We start from the raw sequence: 15,685 nt of genomic DNA on the forward strand, positions 1-15,685 counted from the left end.
CCGTAGATGTTCGGGAGGCTATTCGGGGGTGGCTTCAAGGGCGTGGGCGACGAGCGCGAGCAGCGACTCGATGACCGTGACGCGTCTGCGGGCGTCCATGATCACCACCGGCACGTGGGGCGGCACGGTGAGGGCCTCCCGTACGTCCTCGGCCTCGTAGGCGGTCGATCCCTCGAAGTGGTTGACGGCGACGATGTAGGGCAGCCCGCAGCTCTCGAAGTAGTCGAGGGCCGGGAAGCAGTCCGGCAGCCGTCGCGTGTCGGCCATCACGACGGCGCCGATCGCCCCGCGCACCAGGTCGTCCCACATGAACCAGAAGCGCTGCTGGCCGGGCGTGCCGAAGACGTAGAGCACCAGGTCGTCGTCGAGCGTGATGCGGCCGAAGTCCATCGCCACGGTCGTGGTGGTCTTCTCCGGCGTGGCGGTGAGGTCGTCGGTCTCCTCACTGGCCTGGGTCATCAGCGCCTCGGTCTGCAGCGGAGTGATCTCCGAGACCGACCCGACGAAGGTCGTCTTGCCCACGCCGAAGCCACCTGCCACGACGATCTTGGTGGCGATGGGGGCGCGGGTGGTGTCCAGCTCCCACGCCTGCGGCCGCTCCTCGGGCCGCACGGTGTCCTCGGGGCGTGCGTCCGCCGCGGCCGGGGCGCTCGGCGCGTCCTGGTCCTGCGGGGCGAGCGGGCGGGCGGGGAGCGTGTCAGAGGCGGCGGAGTCCACTCAGCACCCTTTCGAGCAGCGCGCGGTCGGGCTGTCCGGTGCCGTGCCCGGTCCCGTACACACGGATCTTTCCCTGGTCGGCCAGGTCGCTGAGGAGCACCCGGACGACACCCAGCGGCATCTTCAGCAGCGCCGAGATCTCGGCGACGGTACGCATACGGCGGCACAGCTCGACGATCGCCCGCAACTCGGGCATGACGCGCGTCGAGAGGTCGCCGCCGGGCAGTTCGCGGCGCTCGGGCGGGGCCTCGAGCGCGGCGACGAAGGTCTCGACGAGCAGCACGTGACCGAAGCGGGTGCGGCCGCCGGTGAGCGAGTACGGGCGTACGCGGGCGGGCCTGCGTCCCTGGCCGCGTACGGGGAGTTTGGAGGACGAGGCGGCGGCTGTCATCGGATGCTCTCCATCGATTTGCGCAGCTCGCTGCGGACTTCGGGGGTGAGTACGTGTCCGGCGCGGCCGACGAACAGGGCCATGTGGTACGCGACGATGCTCATGTCGCAGTCGGGGGCGGCGTGCACGCCGAGCAGCGAGCCGTCGCTGATCGACATCACGAAGACGCTGCCCTCGTCCATGGCGACCATGGTCTGCTTCACCCTGCCGCCGTCCATGAGACCGGCGGCGCCGATGGTGAGGCTGCCGATGCCGGAGACGATGGTGGCGAGGTCGGCGCTGGAGCCGCGCGGGCCGTCAGGACGGGCCGGCTCGGCCGGGGACGTGTTCTGCGCGGGGTCGGAGGAGAGCAGGAGCAGGCCGTCGGACGAGACGACGGCGACCGAGCGTACTCCTGGCACCTCCTCCACGAGATTGCCCAACAACCACTGCAGATTGCGGGCCTCCTTGCTCAGCCCGAATGTGCCGGTCGCAGTCAACTGCGTGCCTCCTCGACTGTGTCCCCCGTCTCTGTGTCGGTGTTCTGCTGGTCGGTTGACCGGGTGGTTTGCTGGGTGCTGCGCTGGGCGATCTCGGCCTCGGCATCGCGCCAACCTTCCTGCGCGCCCCGTTGGAAGCCGCCGAGCCGCCGCCGCAGCGCCTCGGCGTCGACGCTCCCGGTGGGTCCGGCGGGAGCGGTGGGCGGTGCGACGATCTTCGGGGTCCGTTTGGGCAGGCCCTTGTCGGTGACGCGGTCCCAGGTGACGTCGTCGGCGGGCTGCTCGGGCAGCCGCATGGCGAAGGTGTCCTCGTCGACGGTCCGCTCGTGCGCGCCCCGCTCCTGCTCAGCGGCCCGCACGGCCCGCTCGGCGGCCTCGACGAACGGGTCGGCCGGGGGAAGGGGCTCGGCGGGGGCGTGGGCGGCGTCGGCCGCCGCGTCGGCATCGGCGAACGGGGCCGCATGCGGCGCACGGTCGGCGTCGGCCGCGGACGGGCCGCCGTGCGGCGCACGGTCGGCCTCAGCCGCCGCGTCGGCGGCGGACGCACCATCCATGGTCGCAGTCAGGTCGGCGTCAGCCACGCGGTCGGCGGGAGCGCCGAGGTCCGTGGGCACAGACGCGCGGTCGGCGTCGGCAGGGGCAAAGGGGCCCGCGTGCGAGCCCACCTCGGACGACGACCCGGCCACCACATCGGCGGCAAGCGGCTCCACGTCCGCCGCACGATCGGCGTCAGCCACGCGACCGGCAGGAGCGCCGAGGTCGGTGGGCGCCGCAGAGCGGGCGCCGGCGTCCCGGCCCGCGCCGGACGTGCCGTCCGCGTCAGCCGCAGCGAACGGGCCGGCGTGCGAGCGCTGCCCGGACGAGGACGTGTCCGCCGCATCGGCGATGGACAGGTCGCCGTGCGGCGCACGGTCGGCCTCAGCCGCCGCGTCGGCAGCGAACGCACCGCCTGCGGTCACCGTCAGGTCGGTGTCAGCCACCCGACCGGCGGGAGCGCCGCAGTCGTTGGGCACGGACGCGCGGTCCGCGTCAGCCGGGTCGAACTGACCCGCGGGCGAGCCCGCCTCGGGCGACGACCCGGCCGCCGCGTCGGCGGCAAGCGGCTCCGTGTCCGCCGCGCGGTCCGTGTCAGCCGCCGCGTCGGCCGGCGCGGGCGGAGTCGGACGGTCTGCGTGGGCGGGGCGGCGGGGGCTCGGGGGGAGCGTGTTGGAGTTCGCCTCCGCCGTCGAGCCCGGCAGGTTCAGCGCCGGGCCCGCGCCAGGGACCGGCGTCTGCTGGGACGCCGTGGCCGGCGGGCCGTCCGGCAGGAGCGTCGCCGGGACGACGACCACCGCCGTGATCCCGCCCTGCTTGTGCTCCCGCAGCTGGATCCGTACCCCGTGGCGCGCCGCCAGCAGCGCGGCCACCCGCAGGCCGAGCCCCTCGGTCTCGCGCTCGGTCCCGGTCTCGTACGACTCCGGGTTCTTCAGCCGGGCGTTGAGCTCCTCGATGCGCGCCTCGGTCATGCCGATGCCCGCGTCCTGGACGGAGAGCATCACCTCGCCGCTCTCCAGCAGCCAGCCCGACATCTCGACCTGGGCGTCCGGCGGGGAGAACGACGTGGCGTTCTCCAGCAGTTCGGCGACCAGGTGGCTGAGGTCGTCGGCGGCGAAGCCCGCGACCTGGGCGTGCGGCGGCAGGGACTGGATGACGACCCGGTCGTAGCGTTCGATCTCGCTGACCGCGGCGCGCAGGACGTCGACGAGCGGGACGGGGCCGACGTGGCCCTGGCCGTGCTCGGCACCCGCGAGGACCAGCAGGTTCTCGCTGTGCCGGCGCATGACCGTGGCCATGTGGTCGAGCTTGAAGAGGGTGGCGAGCCGCTCGGGGTCCTGCTCCCGCTCCTCCAGGCTCTCGATGACGCCCAGCTGGCGTTCGACGAGGCCGAGCGTGCGCAGCGAGAGGTTGACGAAGGTGTGGTGGACGGTGCGGCGCAGGCGCTCCAGCTCGGTGCTGAGCTCCTGGGCGCGCTCGCCGAGTTCGGTGCGGACCTCGGCCAGCTCGGCCGCGAGCGTCTCGCGCGAGCCGGTGAGGCCGCCGCGCTCGGCGTCGAGGTGCCGGACGCGTGCGCCGAGGTCGCGCAGCGTGCCGTGCAGGCTGTTGAGGGACCGTACGACCTGGGCGAACTCGTCGTTGCGGCCGGTGAAGCGGACCGGCTCCTCCGTCTCGGGCGACTCCGCGAGCCGGGCCGCGCCGATGCGCAGGACGGCCAGCGGGCGGGTGAGCGTGCGCGAGACGGCCGCCAGCACGCCGATGGTGACGACGAGCAGCCCGCCGAGGAGCGCGATGCGTACTTCGAGCGTGGTGACGTCGTCGTCGCGCAACTGCTCGATGCGCACCAGCCGTTCGACGGCGAGGGAGGTCTCGGCGCCGCGCATCTGCTCGATGCGGGCGGTGAGCGCGGCCGCCAGCTCGGAGCGGTCGGTGCCGCGCTCGGAGGCGGAGAGCCGGGGCTGGTCGGTCAGTCGGGCGAGAAGGCTCTCGGCGCTCTTGACCTCGGAGCCGGTGACGGTGGCGGCGAGGTTGTCGCGGGCGTCCTTGTTCGCGGCCTGGTCGAAGTCGGCGAGCGCGGCGAGTTCGCGGACGCGGGCCTGCTGGGCCGCGGCGGTGAGCTCGTTGCGGGTACGGGCGTCGGTGCCGGAGTCCTCGTCGGCGGTCTGCACGGGCAGGCCCGTGATCGGGTCGTACGTCAGCCGGGTCTCGGGCTGCGGCACGGACAGCGCGGCGAGCAGCAGGCCGCGGGTGGCGGACGCCTGCTCCACGGCGAGGCCGAGGGCCGCGGGCGCGCGGGTGGCCTCGGCGGCGCGCGGCGGGGTCTTCTCGGCGAGTTCGTCGGCGAGCGCCTGGAGCTGGTTGATGACCGCGGTGTAGGCGCGGTGCACCTCCAGGGGGGTGCCCTTGCCGGTGAGGGCGGTGCTGCGCACGCCGGGCAGGGACTCGAGTGCGGTGCGCAGGTCGGTGTGGTCCTCCGGCACAGTGGCGCGGATCTCGCGGATCTGGCGGTCGACGCGGGCGCTGAGGGCCGCGGAGAGCTTCGGCGCGTCGGCGTGGCCATTGCCGTCCTCGCTCCCGGACGCACCGTCCTTCGCGGAGTCGCGGCCGGCTGCGACGTAGGCGGTGACCTCGTCGCGTTCGTCTGCGAGGGAGTGCGCGAGGGTGACGGCCTGGCGGTCGAACTCGGCGAGGGTCACCAATCGCTGGGCCTCGGTCAGTTCCGCGGACGTCGCGAGGATGCCGGGGGTTCCGGCGCCGACGACGACGAGTCCGACGACCGCCACGCCGGTGACGAGCCGGCTGCGCACGCGCGCGCGACGCCCGGAGGGGGTCATGGTGTCCTGCGCGGGGCCGGGACTCGGCACCAGACCGGGGTTCGACGCAGGGCCAGGGCTCGGCGCGGGGCCTGGGCTCGACGCAGGAACGGCGCTCGGCGGCACAGAACCGGCATTCGGCGCTGCATCCGCGCCCGGCGCGGGAACGGTGGACTGCGTGGGGACCCCGGGAGCCCCTGGGGAGGTCCGGAGGGTTTCGCCCTGTCCCTGCGGGGGCAGGGGAGCCACAGGGGCCGGGACCTGGAGTTCGCCTGCTGTTCCAGTGGGCCTGTCGCCCTTGCCCCGAGGCCGCTTCTTCTGCACCGGTGCTCGCAATCTTGCTTGACTCGTCCACCCATGAAGCAGAGATGACGACCGGTCACGCGCGAGAGCCCCACCCCTGGTACGGCTTCCGACCATTCCAGTGCCTTTGGGAGGGAGGCGCGCATCGGCCGCTCCGCCACCCGAACGAGTGAACAACATGCCTGAGTTGGCGAACAACTCTCCCGAACGCCGGAACGCCCGGCTCCCGACGTGTTGGTTGGACCTGGGAGCCACCCTTTGGCAGGATGTGCGCCCGCAGCTTCGCGCAGCGGCCCATTTGGGTCGAAGCAACCCCTCTGACCTGGTAGTACGGCCCAATCCGCGCGGCGCGGACGCGACGTGGGGGAGTCGTGCAGACTGAAGGACATGCGCATCGACCTCGCCACCGCCCCCGGCGTCCGGGAACGCCTCAACGAGGACTGGGCCTCGGTGGCTCTGCCCGCATCGGGACAGGGCGGAACGCTGGTGGTACTGGACGGAGTGACTCCACCCCAGGGGGACGCCGGATGCGTGCACGGGGTTCCGTGGTTCACCGCCCGGCTGGGCGGCGCCCTGGTCGAACTGTCCGGTTCGCGGCGGGATCTGCCCCTGACCGGCGTGCTTTCGCAGGCGATCCGGCGCACCGCGGACGCACACCGGGACACCTGTGACCTTTCTCACGTGCGGACGCCCCAGGCGACGGTGGTCATCGCCCGGTGGGGCGGAGCGGCGGGCGACGTGGAGTACCTGGTGCTCTCCGACTCGACGCTGCTGCTGGAGTCGGCCGACGGCTCGGTCCGGGCGGTGCTGGACGACCGGCTCGACCGGCTGCCCCGCGAGGCCCTGCGCACCCATGCGTCGGCCGACGCCCTGCGCAACGCCGAGGACGGGTTCTTCACGGCGGCGGCCGACCCGGCGGTGGCGGAACGGGCGGTCGCGGGCAGCGTCGCGCGCGGGGACGTACGGGCGGTCGCGGCGCTCACCGACGGCGCGTCGCGCTGGGTGGACCTGTTCGCGGAGGGGGACTGGGCCGCGTGCGTGGGCGTGCTGCGCAAGGAGGGCGCACAGGCGCTGATCGACCGGGTGCGGGCCCTGGAGACGGCGACGCGGCCGCGTACGGGCGAGGGCCGCGGGAAGCGGCACGACGACGCCACGGCCGTTCTCGTCGAGCTGTGAGGCCCCCCGCCTCCTCCGCTCCTCCGCGCGATCAGCCCTCCGCGCGCGCGTTCAGCTGGTGCAGGAGACGGGCCAGTTCGGCGACCTCGCGCCGGTCCCAGCCGGCCAGCTTGCTCCGGTAGCGGTCGCGACGGGCGTCGCGCACATGGCGGAATCGGGTCACTCCCTCCTGCGTGAGCCGTACGAGGGAAGCGCGGCCGTCCGCGGGATCGGGCTCGCGGGTGACGAGGCCGAGCTCCTCGAGGGCCCGCAGCTGCCGGCTCATGGTCGCCTTGCCGACGCCGAAGTATGAGGCGAGTTCGGTGGCGCGCTGCTGTCCGGCCTCCTCCAGACGGACGAGCAGACCATACGCGGCGGGTTCGAGGTCGGGGTGGACCTCGCGCGCCATCTCTCCGGACGAGGCCCTGGCGCGGCGCAGGAAGACCGACAACTCCCGCTCCAGCGCGAGGAATTCGCGGTCCGCACCACTGCTGTCATTGGGGCCGGCTTCACTCGCCGTACCGCTTTCGTGCACGTCAGCACCCCTCGTGCGCTTTCCTGATGATGAAAGTTTCCTCCGGCGGCTCGCGTCGCCGCAGCTCGGCAAGTATTTCGCAGGCGTAGACCAACGGCGGCGACCCGGCCCCCTTCCGGGGGGCGTTCTACGTGCGTAGCGTCATTCATGGCATGTCCACACCATTCAGATCCCGCCACGGCATGCCGACACGTCGTCCGAACCCCCCGACCCGAGGTCTTCGGAGGCACGCCATGCCCGTGCACAGATCCGGAACGACCGGACGCCGGCGGCTCGCTGCGGCCGGCACTCTCCTCGCAGTCCTCTCCCTCCTCCTCGTCTCCCCCGGCTCCGCCACCGCGGACGCCAAGGCCAAGCCCAAGCCCGGGCCCGAGCGCGGCTCGGCGCACATGGGCATGGGCGTCATCGCCCATGACGGCCAGGGCGGCCTTCCCCCGGACACCCGCGCCGTCCAGACGGAAGGCGTCGACGTCTCCAGCCACCAGGGCAACGTCGACTGGGCCGCGCTGTGGAACAGCGGCGTCAAGTGGGCCTACGTCAAGGCCACGGAGGGCACGTACTACAAGAACACGTACTTCACGCAGCAGTACAACGGCTCATACAACATCGGCATGATCCGTGGTTCGTACCACTTCGCGACCCCGGACACGACCTCCGGCGCGGCCCAGGCGGACTACTTCGTCAACAACGGCGGCGGCTGGTCGAAGGACGGCAAGACCCTGCCGGGCGCGCTCGACATCGAGTGGAACCCGTACGGCTCCGCCTGCTACGGCAAGTCCCAGTCCGGGATGGTCACCTGGATCCGCGACTTCCTGAACCGGTACAAGTACCGCACCGGCCGCGACGCGGTCATCTACACGGCGACCAGCTGGTGGAAGCAGTGCACCGGCAACTATTCCGGCTTCGCCGCGTACAACCCGCTCTGGATCGCCCGCTACAACACGACGCCCGGCGAGCTCCCGGCCGGCTGGGCCTACTACACGATGTGGCAGTACACGTCGTCCGGGCCGATCGTCGGTGACCACAACAAGTTCAACGGCGCGTACGACCGCCTCCAGGCGCTCGCCAACGGCTGAGCCCCGCTGAGCCCCGTCGCGCCTCACCGCCCGCCCGCTGTGCCCGCCCCCGCTGCCCGTCCCGTCGCGCCGGCCGTCACGACCAGTGCGCGGGGCGGGTCAGCCCCTTCGGCAGGCGGGTGGCGCCGTCGCCGCGCGCCGCGTTCACCTGCGGCTGGGTGAGGAAGATGCTGCCGGTCAGGTCCGCGCCGGACAGGTCGGCGTCCCGCAGATCGGCCCCGATCAGGTCGGCCTGCCGCAGATCGGCGCCGCTGAGGTCGGCGGCGATGAGATACGCGCCGCGCAGGCTCACCCCGCGCAGATCCGCGCCGCGCAGCCGGGCGCCCATAAGGTCCGCGCCCCTGCGGTCCTTCTTCCGGCGCTGCCCGATCCCCGCGCGGACCAGTTCGCTGGTGCGCAGCAGCAGGACGTTCACGTCGTGACGGTGGGCCGCGACGTCCAGCTTCAGCAGCGCGTCGGCGTCGAGGCGGGTCAGCTCCTCGACGGCCTCCCGCTGCCGGCGCAGTGCACCGTGGACCTCGCGAGCGGCGTCAAACCGCAGTGCCTCGTTCAGGTACCAGAGCAGCTCGTGCAGTTGGCGTACGACGGGGAAGACCCGGAACATCTGCTGCGCGGTCCGTGGCGCCCGGCGCCAGTCCGTGCCGCCGTAGGTGACCTGTGAGACCTGCTGGCCGGCGCCGAAGCAGTCGTAGACGGTGCACCCCTGGAAACCGCTCGCGCGCAGCCGGCTGTGGATGCCGCAGCCGAAGTCGGCCCGGAGATGGGCGCAGGGCGTTCCGGCGTCCTTGTTCACGGCGAAGTCGGCGGAGGCGGTGAAGGGCAGCGCCACACAGCACAGCCCGAAGCAGTTCGCGCAGTCGGCCTGGAGGGACGTCATCGGTCCATTGTGCGGGACGGCGGGCAGGGGGCGGACCGGGCCCGCGACCGCGAGCAGGAGACTTGGCTGAGCGGGCGACCGCGACCGGGGGCCGGGACGGGCCGGGTCAAGGGACCGCGAGCAGGGGACTTGGCTGGGCCGGTGACCGGGGGCAGGCCCGAGGGACCGGTGCGGGGGACGGGCGCGGCCCAGGTGCGCGGGCCGCGAGTACGCGTGCGGGCCCGGCGGTGGATCGCCACCGCCGGGCCCGCACGCCGCCGCCGTACCGTCAGGCCGTGGCCGCCACCGGCACCTCGGCCGGGGAGAGCGCGAGCTCCAGCACCTGCCGGACGTCCGTGACCGGGTGGACCTCCAGCTTGTCGAGGATCTCGGCCGGCACGTCGTCCAAGTCGGCCTCGTTCCGCTTGGGGATCACGACCGTCGTGATGCCCGCGCGGTGCGCCGCCAGCAGCTTCTGCTTCACGCCGCCGATGGGCAGCACCCGGCCGGTCAGCGACACCTCGCCGGTCATCGCCACATCCGTGCGCACCTGGCGTCCGGAGAGCAGCGACGCGAGCGCCGTGGTCATCGTGATGCCCGCGCTCGGGCCGTCCTTGGGCACCGCGCCCGCCGGGAAGTGGATGTGCACGCCCCGGTCCTTGAGATCGGCGACCGGCAGTTCGAGCTCGGCTCCGTGCGAGCGCAGGAAGCTCAGCGCGATCTGTGCGGACTCCTTCATCACGTCGCCGAGCTGGCCGGTCAGGGTCAGCCCCGCGGCGCCGGTCTCCGGGTCGGCGAGCGAAGCCTCGACGAACAGCACGTCGCCGCCCGCACCGGTCACCGCCAGTCCGGTGGCCACACCGGGCACCGCGGTGCGGCGCTCGGCCGGGTCCTGGGCGGACTCGGGCACGTGGTGCGGTCGCCCGATGAGCCCGCGCAGCTCACCGTCGGTGACGGTGAACGGCAGCTCGCGGTCGCCCAGTTCGTGCTGGGCCGCCACCTTGCGCAGCAGCCGCGCGATGGACCGCTCCAGGTTCCGCACGCCCGCCTCGCGGGTGTACTCCCCGGCCAGCTTGCGCAGCGCCGAGTCGTCCAGCGTGACCTCGCCGGCCTCCAGGCCCGCCCGCTCCAGCTGGCGCGGCACGAGGTGGTCCCGGGCGATGACGATCTTCTCGTCCTCGGTGTAGCCGTCGAGCCGTACGAGCTCCATCCGGTCGAGCAGGGCCTCGGGGATGGCCTCCAGCACGTTGGCGGTGGCGAGGAAGACGACGTCGCTGAGGTCGAGTTCGACCTCCAGGTAGTGGTCGCGGAAGGTGTGGTTCTGCGCGGGGTCGAGGACTTCGAGCAGAGCCGCCGCCGGGTCGCCGCGGAAGTCGGAGCCGACCTTGTCGATCTCGTCGAGCAGGACGACCGGGTTCATGGAACCGGCCTCCTTGATCGCGCGAACGATACGGCCGGGCAGGGCACCGACGTAGGTGCGCCGGTGGCCCCGGATCTCCGCCTCGTCCCGTACGCCGCCGAGCGCGACGCGCACGAACTTGCGGCCCATCGCGTGCGCCACGGACTCGCCGAGCGACGTCTTGCCGACGCCGGGCGGGCCGACGAGGGCCAGCACCGCGCCGCCCCTGCGGCCGCCGACGACCCCGAGACCCCGCTCGGCACGCCGCTTGCGCACCGCCAGGTACTCGGTGATCCGCTCCTTCACGTCCTGCAGGCCCGCGTGCTCGGCGTCGAGGGTCGCCTTGGCGCCCTGGATGTCGTAGGCGTCCTCGGTGCGCTCGTTCCAGGGCAGTTCGAGGACGGTGTCGAGCCAGGTGCGGATCCAGGAGCCCTCGGGCGACTGGTCGCTCGCCCGCTCCAGCTTCTCGACCTCCTTGAGGGCGGCCTCCCGCACCTTCTCGGGCAGGTCCGCGGCCTCGACGCGGGCGCGGTAGTCGTCGGACTCGTCCTCGCCCTCCTGGCCGTTGAGCTCGCGCAGCTCCTTGCGCACGGCGTCCAGCTGGCGGCGCAGCAGGAACTCGCGCTGCTGCTTGTCCACGCCTTCCTGGACGTCCTTGGCGATCGACTCGGCCACGTCCTGCTCGGCCAGGTGGTCGCGCAGCTGCTCCGTGGCGAGCTTGAGCCGGGCCACCGGGTCGGTGGTCTCCAGCAGCTCGATCTTCTGGGCGGTGGTCAGGAACGGTGAGTATCCGGAGTTGTCGGCGAGCTGCGAGATCCCCTCGATCTGCTGCACGCGGTCGACGACCTGCCAGGCACCGCGCTTCTTCAGCCAGTCGGTGGCGAGCGCCTTGTACTCCTTGGCCAGCTCCGTGACGGCACCGGGCAGAGGATCGGGAACGGTCTCCTCGACCACGGCGCCCTCGACCCACAGGGCCGCGCCGGGGCCGGTGGTGCCGGCGCCGATGCGGACGCGGCCGACGCCGCGGATGAGCGCGCCGGGATCGCCGTCGGACAGCCGGCCGACCTGTTCGACCGTGCCGAGGACTCCCGTGGCGGCGTAGGTGCCGTCCACGCGGGGAACGAGCAGCACCTTCGGCTTGTTGCCGGAGGGACGGGCGGCAGCCTGGGCGGCCTCGACCGCGGCCCGTACGTCGGTGTCGGACAGGTCGAGCGGCACGACCATGCCGGGCAGTACGACCTCGTCGTCCAGCGGCAGGACGGGCAGGGTGAGCGGTGAGTGAGCCGTGAAATCGGCAGCCATGATCTCCCCTTAGGCAGTCAAGTTGAGCTGTACCGACTCAATTCATATGAGCCCGAGAATGTTCCCCGGGCCTTGTTCGCTCTGAGCGATCAGCCCCTCGCGCATCGAGAAGGGCGCCGTCACCTGCCGCTTCCCCGCCCGACCGTGCTCCGGTCTGGCGCCCGGAGACGGCGCCGTGTGTAATAGCCCCATGCAGACTTCAGCCATTACAGCCGCCTGGGTCCGCGGCTGGGTCGTGTCCCGGGGCGCGGCCGAGCCCGTGGTCCGACCGTGGGGCTTGACCGTCGACGTCGGCCAGGTCACGCACGCCACGCGCCACGTCCTGACCGCCGACGACGAGGCCACCGTCCGCAAGGTCGCCGCCGAGGTCGCCGCGCCCACCGTGTGGCTCAAGGTCTTCGCCGAGCCCGCGGACGTCGTCGCATGGGCGGGACCCGCCTGGCGGATCGACGAGCCCGGCTGGCTGATGCGGACGAGGCTGCGCCGCACGCCTGCGCCCGAGGTGCCGGACGGCTACACCCTCAAGCGCTGGACGCGGGGCGGCGTGACCCGGCTGCTGGTGGTCGCCGCCGACGGTTCGTTCGCCGCGCGCGGCCAGATCGCGCCGACCGGGGACACCGCTGTCGTCGACCAGATCGAGACCGCCCCCGAGCACCGCCGCAAGGGCCTCGGTCGGCTCGTCATGCACACCCTCCACAACGCGGCGCTGGAGCACGGCGCCACGACCGGCGTCCTCGGCGGCACCCCCGACGGCCGGGCGCTGTACGAATCGCTGGGCTGGCAGGTGCAGGCCCCGCTGGTGAGCCTGTTCCACGCCCCCGCAACCGGCTGACGGCACCGGTCCGGCCGGGCGTGAACCGGCGGCCCGCCCCGGGGCGACAGGGAAGACGTGAGACCGATGAACCCCTCGGGGGGGAGAGCGGGACGACGCGGCGCTGCTGCGCGCGGTCGCCCGCGGGGACACGGAGGCGCTCGGCATGCCGGGATCACGGCGGCGCCGTCGCGATCGGGGCGCGCCTGAGCCGGCTGCCCGCGTTCGCCTACCTCACCGCGGTCTGCCTGGGCGCGCCCAGGGCGCACGGCGGTGCGGCACAGGTCTGGGCCTGCCCGATGCAGCCCGGCGACCGGGCCGGGGCGTGGGCGGTGGCGCTCGCAGCCTTCAGGTGCGGTGCCGCTCTCCACGCCTGGCGCGGCCCGGCCCGCGGCCCCGCCTGACCGGCGCGAGGAGGCGGCCCGGCCCGCGGCCCCGCCTGACCGGCGCGAGGAGGCGGCCGGGCCCGGCCACGCCCGGGAAAGGGTTTGGCCCACCGATCGGCGGCCCGACACAATGGGCCCAGATCCCTGTCGTCACCCGCCTGCCGCCCGGAGGTCACCCGATGCCGTTCCCCGTCAGCGACGCCCCCGTCACCCTCGACCGGCGCGAGGGGCCCTTCGGGGAGGTCGTACTGCGCAGACGCGGGGACGGGGACGCGGCGGTCCACGAGATCATCGCGAACGGGTGCTTCCTGATGGACACCTCCGACGGGCGCTCGGAGCGGCTGCTGATCGATGCCGCATACGACGCCCTGGAGACGGGGAACGTCGCGCCGAGCGTGCTCATCGGCGGGCTCGGCGTCGGGTTCTCCCTGGCGCACGCCGCCGCCGGGGACCACTGGCGGCGGATCGCGGTCGTCGAGCGGGAGCAGGCGATCATCGACTGGCACCGCTCGGGGCCGCTCGCGGCGATCTCCGGCGACGCCCTCGCCGACCCTCGGTGCGTGATCCTTCACACGGACCTCGTCGCGTATCTGGGGACGACGGACGACCAGTACGACGCCATGTGTCTGGACATTGACAACGGCCCCGACTGGACGGTCACCGAGGGCAACGGGGAACTGTACTCACCGGCCGGACTCGCCGCCTGTCACCGGGCGTTGAAGCCCGGCGGCGTACTCGCCGTGTGGTCCGCACAGCCCTCCGCCGCGTTCGAGGATGCGTTGCGGAATGCCGGTTTCACCGGGGTAAGAACCGAAGAGATCCGCCTTGCCCGAGGAGTACCCGACGTGGTCCACCTCGGTGTTCGCCCTGCGTAGCCGGGACGCGGTCGATGCCCTTACGCTGCTGGGACACACACGGGATCTACCTCGATCCGGATCCACGTGCAGCAAGCGGTGAAACAGGTACAGGGGCGGGGCGATGGAGCAGACACACACCACGCACAACGGGGTCGCGGCCACCCCAGGGGCCCAGCGCCGGGTGCTGGTCGTCGAGGACGACGCCACGATCGTCGACGCCATCGCCGCACGGCTGCGCGCCGAGGGCTTCCTGGTCCAGACGGCCCTCGACGGCCCGGCGGCCGTCGACGCGGCCGAGGCGTGGCAGCCGGACCTGATGGTCCTCGACGTGATGCTGCCCGGCTTCGACGGCCTGGAGGTCTGCCGCCGGGTGCAGGCCCAGCGGCCGGTCCCGGTGCTGATGCTCACTGCCCGTGACGACGAGACGGACATGCTGGTCGGTCTCGGCGTCGGCGCGGACGACTACATGACCAAGCCGTTCTCCATGCGCGAACTGGCCGCCCGGGTGCACGTACTGCTGCGCCGCGTGGAGCGCGCCGCGCTGGCCGCCGTCACGCCGCGCAGCGGCATCCTGCGCCTCGGCGAGCTGGAGATCGACCACGCCCAGCGCCGGGTGCGGGTGCGGGCCGAGGACGTGCATCTGACGCCGACCGAGTTCGACCTGCTGGTGTGCCTGGCGAACACCCCGCGCGCGGTGCTCTCTCGTGAGCAGCTGCTGGCCGAGGTGTGGGACTGGGCGGACGCCTCCGGCACCCGTACCGTCGACAGCCACATCAAGGCGCTCCGCCGGAAGATCGGGGCCGAGCGCATCCGCACGGTCCACGGCGTCGGGTACGCGCTGGAGACGCCGACGCCATGACCCGGCGTCCCCGCGGGCGAGGGCGCGGGCGGCCGGGGGCCGCCTCCATCGCGATCTCGATCAAGACCAAGCTCAGCACGCTCGTCGTCGTCTCGGTCTTCATCACGACCGGTCTGATGCTGATGGCCTTCCACAGCAAGACCGAGATCCGCTTCATCACCGTCTTCACGATCATCGCCACCCTGCTGATCACCCAGTTCGTGGCGCACGGCCTGACCGCGCCGCTGGACGAGATGAACACCGTCGCCAAGGGGATTTCGCACGGGGACTACACGCGCCGGGTGCGCGGCGCCGACCGCCGCGACGAGCTGGGCGACCTGGCCTCCACGATCAACCGCATGGCCGACGACCTGGAGGCCGTGGACCGGCACCGCAAGGAGCTGGTCGCCAACGTCTCGCACGAGCTGCGCACGCCGATCGCCGCGCTGCGCGCCGTGCTGGAGAACGTGGTCGACGGGGTCTCGGCCGCCGACCCGGAGACGATGCGCACGGCGCTGAAGCAGACCGAGCGCCTCGGCCGGCTCGTGGAGACACTGCTCGACCTGTCCCGGCTCGACAACGGCGTGGTCCCGCTCAAGGCCCGCCGCTTCGAGGTGTGGCCCTATCTGTCGGGCGTGCTGAAGGAGGCCAATCTCGCGTCCTCCCAGCGCGGCCTCGCCTCCGGCTCCGGCCACCACACCCGTACCGACGTCCATCTGCACCTCGACGTGTTCCCGCCGGAGCTGACCGCGCACGCGGACGCCGAGCGGCTGCACCAGGTGGTGGCGAACCTCATCGACAACGCGGTCAAGCACTCGCCTCCGCACGGCCGCGTGACGGTACGGGCCCGGCGCGGCTACGGCCGGGAGTCGCTGGACCTGGAAGTGGTCGACGAGGGCCCGGGCATCCCGGAGCAGGAGCGCCACCGGGTGTTCGAACGGTTCAACCGGGGCCAGGTCGCCTCGCCGCACGGTCCGGGCAGCGACGGGGGCACGGGCCTGGGCCTCGCGATCGCGCGGTGGGCGGTGGATCTGCACGGCGGCCGCATCGGAGTGGCCGAATCGGCTCGCGGCTGCCGGATCCGCGTCACCCTGCCCGGTCTCCCGTCACCCAGAGGTTGACGTAGGGTTCGAAGCGGAGGGACTTGTTCTGCGTGTTGGGGGCAGGACTCGTCCGGGGCAAGGGAAAGACTGCAGGCCACAGGGCTGCAGCCGCGATGACGCGTACCCTCAC

At 72.8% G+C, this 15,685-nt stretch carries 13 protein-coding genes; 6 read left to right on the forward strand and 7 right to left on the reverse strand.

Annotated elements, in window-relative coordinates; all coding sequences use genetic code 11:
* Positions 1 to 18: 18 nt before the first annotated feature.
* The 4 genes from ACLB9X_RS16000 to ACLB9X_RS16015 are packed head-to-tail and all read right to left on the reverse strand — an operon-like array spanning position 19 to position 5,258.
* Entirely contained in the window at positions 19 to 717 is a 699-nt protein-coding gene (locus tag ACLB9X_RS16000; RefSeq protein ID WP_410361022.1) for a GTP-binding protein, read from the reverse strand.
* On the reverse strand, positions 698 to 1,108 hold the full coding sequence (locus tag ACLB9X_RS16005) for a DUF742 domain-containing protein (RefSeq protein WP_177147545.1): 411 nt from the start codon (positions 1,106 to 1,108) through the stop codon (positions 698 to 700). The genes ACLB9X_RS16000 and ACLB9X_RS16005 overlap by 20 nt, the downstream gene beginning before the upstream one ends.
* The gene (locus tag ACLB9X_RS16010) at positions 1,105 to 1,587 is read right to left on the reverse strand and encodes a roadblock/LC7 domain-containing protein (protein WP_410361023.1); all 483 of its coding nucleotides are present in this window, start codon (positions 1,585 to 1,587) and stop codon (positions 1,105 to 1,107) included. Before ACLB9X_RS16010 ends, ACLB9X_RS16005 begins: the two co-directional genes overlap by 4 nt.
* The gene (locus tag ACLB9X_RS16015; protein ID WP_410361024.1) at positions 1,584 to 5,258 is read right to left on the reverse strand and encodes a nitrate- and nitrite sensing domain-containing protein; all 3,675 of its coding nucleotides are present in this window, start codon (positions 5,256 to 5,258) and stop codon (positions 1,584 to 1,586) included. The genes ACLB9X_RS16010 and ACLB9X_RS16015 overlap by 4 nt, the downstream gene beginning before the upstream one ends.
* Before the next feature lie 366 nt (positions 5,259 to 5,624).
* Here ACLB9X_RS16015 and ACLB9X_RS16020 point away from each other — a divergent pair, with 366 nt between their 5' ends.
* Complete coding sequence (locus ACLB9X_RS16020; RefSeq protein WP_410361025.1) at positions 5,625 to 6,413, forward strand: hypothetical protein; 789 nt, start codon at positions 5,625 to 5,627, stop codon at positions 6,411 to 6,413.
* 31 nt (positions 6,414 to 6,444) lie between these two features.
* Here ACLB9X_RS16020 and ACLB9X_RS16025 read toward each other — a convergent pair whose 3' ends face one another.
* Positions 6,445 to 6,927 (reverse strand): MarR family winged helix-turn-helix transcriptional regulator, encoded by a 483-nt coding sequence (locus tag ACLB9X_RS16025; RefSeq protein ID WP_410361026.1) that lies wholly within the window; start codon positions 6,925 to 6,927, stop codon positions 6,445 to 6,447.
* 233 nt (positions 6,928 to 7,160) lie between these two features.
* Here ACLB9X_RS16025 and ACLB9X_RS16030 point away from each other — a divergent pair, with 233 nt between their 5' ends.
* Positions 7,161 to 8,003 carry a lysozyme gene (locus ACLB9X_RS16030; RefSeq protein WP_410361027.1) on the forward strand — a complete coding sequence of 281 codons (843 nt, stop codon included), beginning with the start codon at positions 7,161 to 7,163 and terminating at the stop codon, positions 8,001 to 8,003.
* A 76-nt stretch (positions 8,004 to 8,079) separates the two neighbouring features.
* Here ACLB9X_RS16030 and ACLB9X_RS16035 read toward each other — a convergent pair whose 3' ends face one another.
* Together ACLB9X_RS16035 and lon are read right to left on the reverse strand one after the other, a co-directional pair.
* Positions 8,080 to 8,880, reverse strand: coding sequence for a pentapeptide repeat-containing protein (locus ACLB9X_RS16035; RefSeq protein ID WP_410361028.1), 801 nt, complete (start codon positions 8,878 to 8,880; stop codon positions 8,080 to 8,082).
* A gap of 268 nt (positions 8,881 to 9,148) precedes the next feature.
* The gene (gene lon, locus ACLB9X_RS16040; protein WP_410361029.1) at positions 9,149 to 11,560 is read right to left on the reverse strand and encodes an endopeptidase La; all 2,412 of its coding nucleotides are present in this window, start codon (positions 11,558 to 11,560) and stop codon (positions 9,149 to 9,151) included.
* Between the two features lie 190 nt (positions 11,561 to 11,750).
* On the opposite strand from lon, the gene ACLB9X_RS16045 reads away from it, so the two are divergent.
* The 4 genes from ACLB9X_RS16045 to ACLB9X_RS16060 all read left to right on the forward strand — a co-directional run bounded on the left by ACLB9X_RS16045 (position 11,751) and on the right by ACLB9X_RS16060 (position 15,573).
* Positions 11,751 to 12,392: a GNAT family N-acetyltransferase gene (locus ACLB9X_RS16045; protein ID WP_410361030.1), complete on the forward strand. Its 642-nt coding sequence runs from the start codon at positions 11,751 to 11,753 to the stop codon at positions 12,390 to 12,392.
* Between the two features lie 544 nt (positions 12,393 to 12,936).
* Entirely contained in the window at positions 12,937 to 13,632 is a 696-nt protein-coding gene (locus ACLB9X_RS16050) for a spermidine synthase (RefSeq protein ID WP_410361031.1), read from the forward strand.
* A 103-nt stretch (positions 13,633 to 13,735) separates the two neighbouring features.
* Positions 13,736 to 14,473 (forward strand): response regulator transcription factor, encoded by a 738-nt coding sequence (locus ACLB9X_RS16055; protein ID WP_177147533.1) that lies wholly within the window; start codon positions 13,736 to 13,738, stop codon positions 14,471 to 14,473.
* The gene (locus ACLB9X_RS16060; RefSeq protein WP_410361032.1) at positions 14,470 to 15,573 is read left to right on the forward strand and encodes an ATP-binding protein; all 1,104 of its coding nucleotides are present in this window, start codon (positions 14,470 to 14,472) and stop codon (positions 15,571 to 15,573) included. Before ACLB9X_RS16055 ends, ACLB9X_RS16060 begins: the two co-directional genes overlap by 4 nt.
* Positions 15,574 to 15,685: the final 112 nt, after the last annotated feature.

It is taken from the genome of Streptomyces sp. 5K101 (assembly GCF_046506645.1).
In the GTDB taxonomy this organism is placed as follows: domain Bacteria; phylum Actinomycetota; class Actinomycetes; order Streptomycetales; family Streptomycetaceae; genus Streptomyces.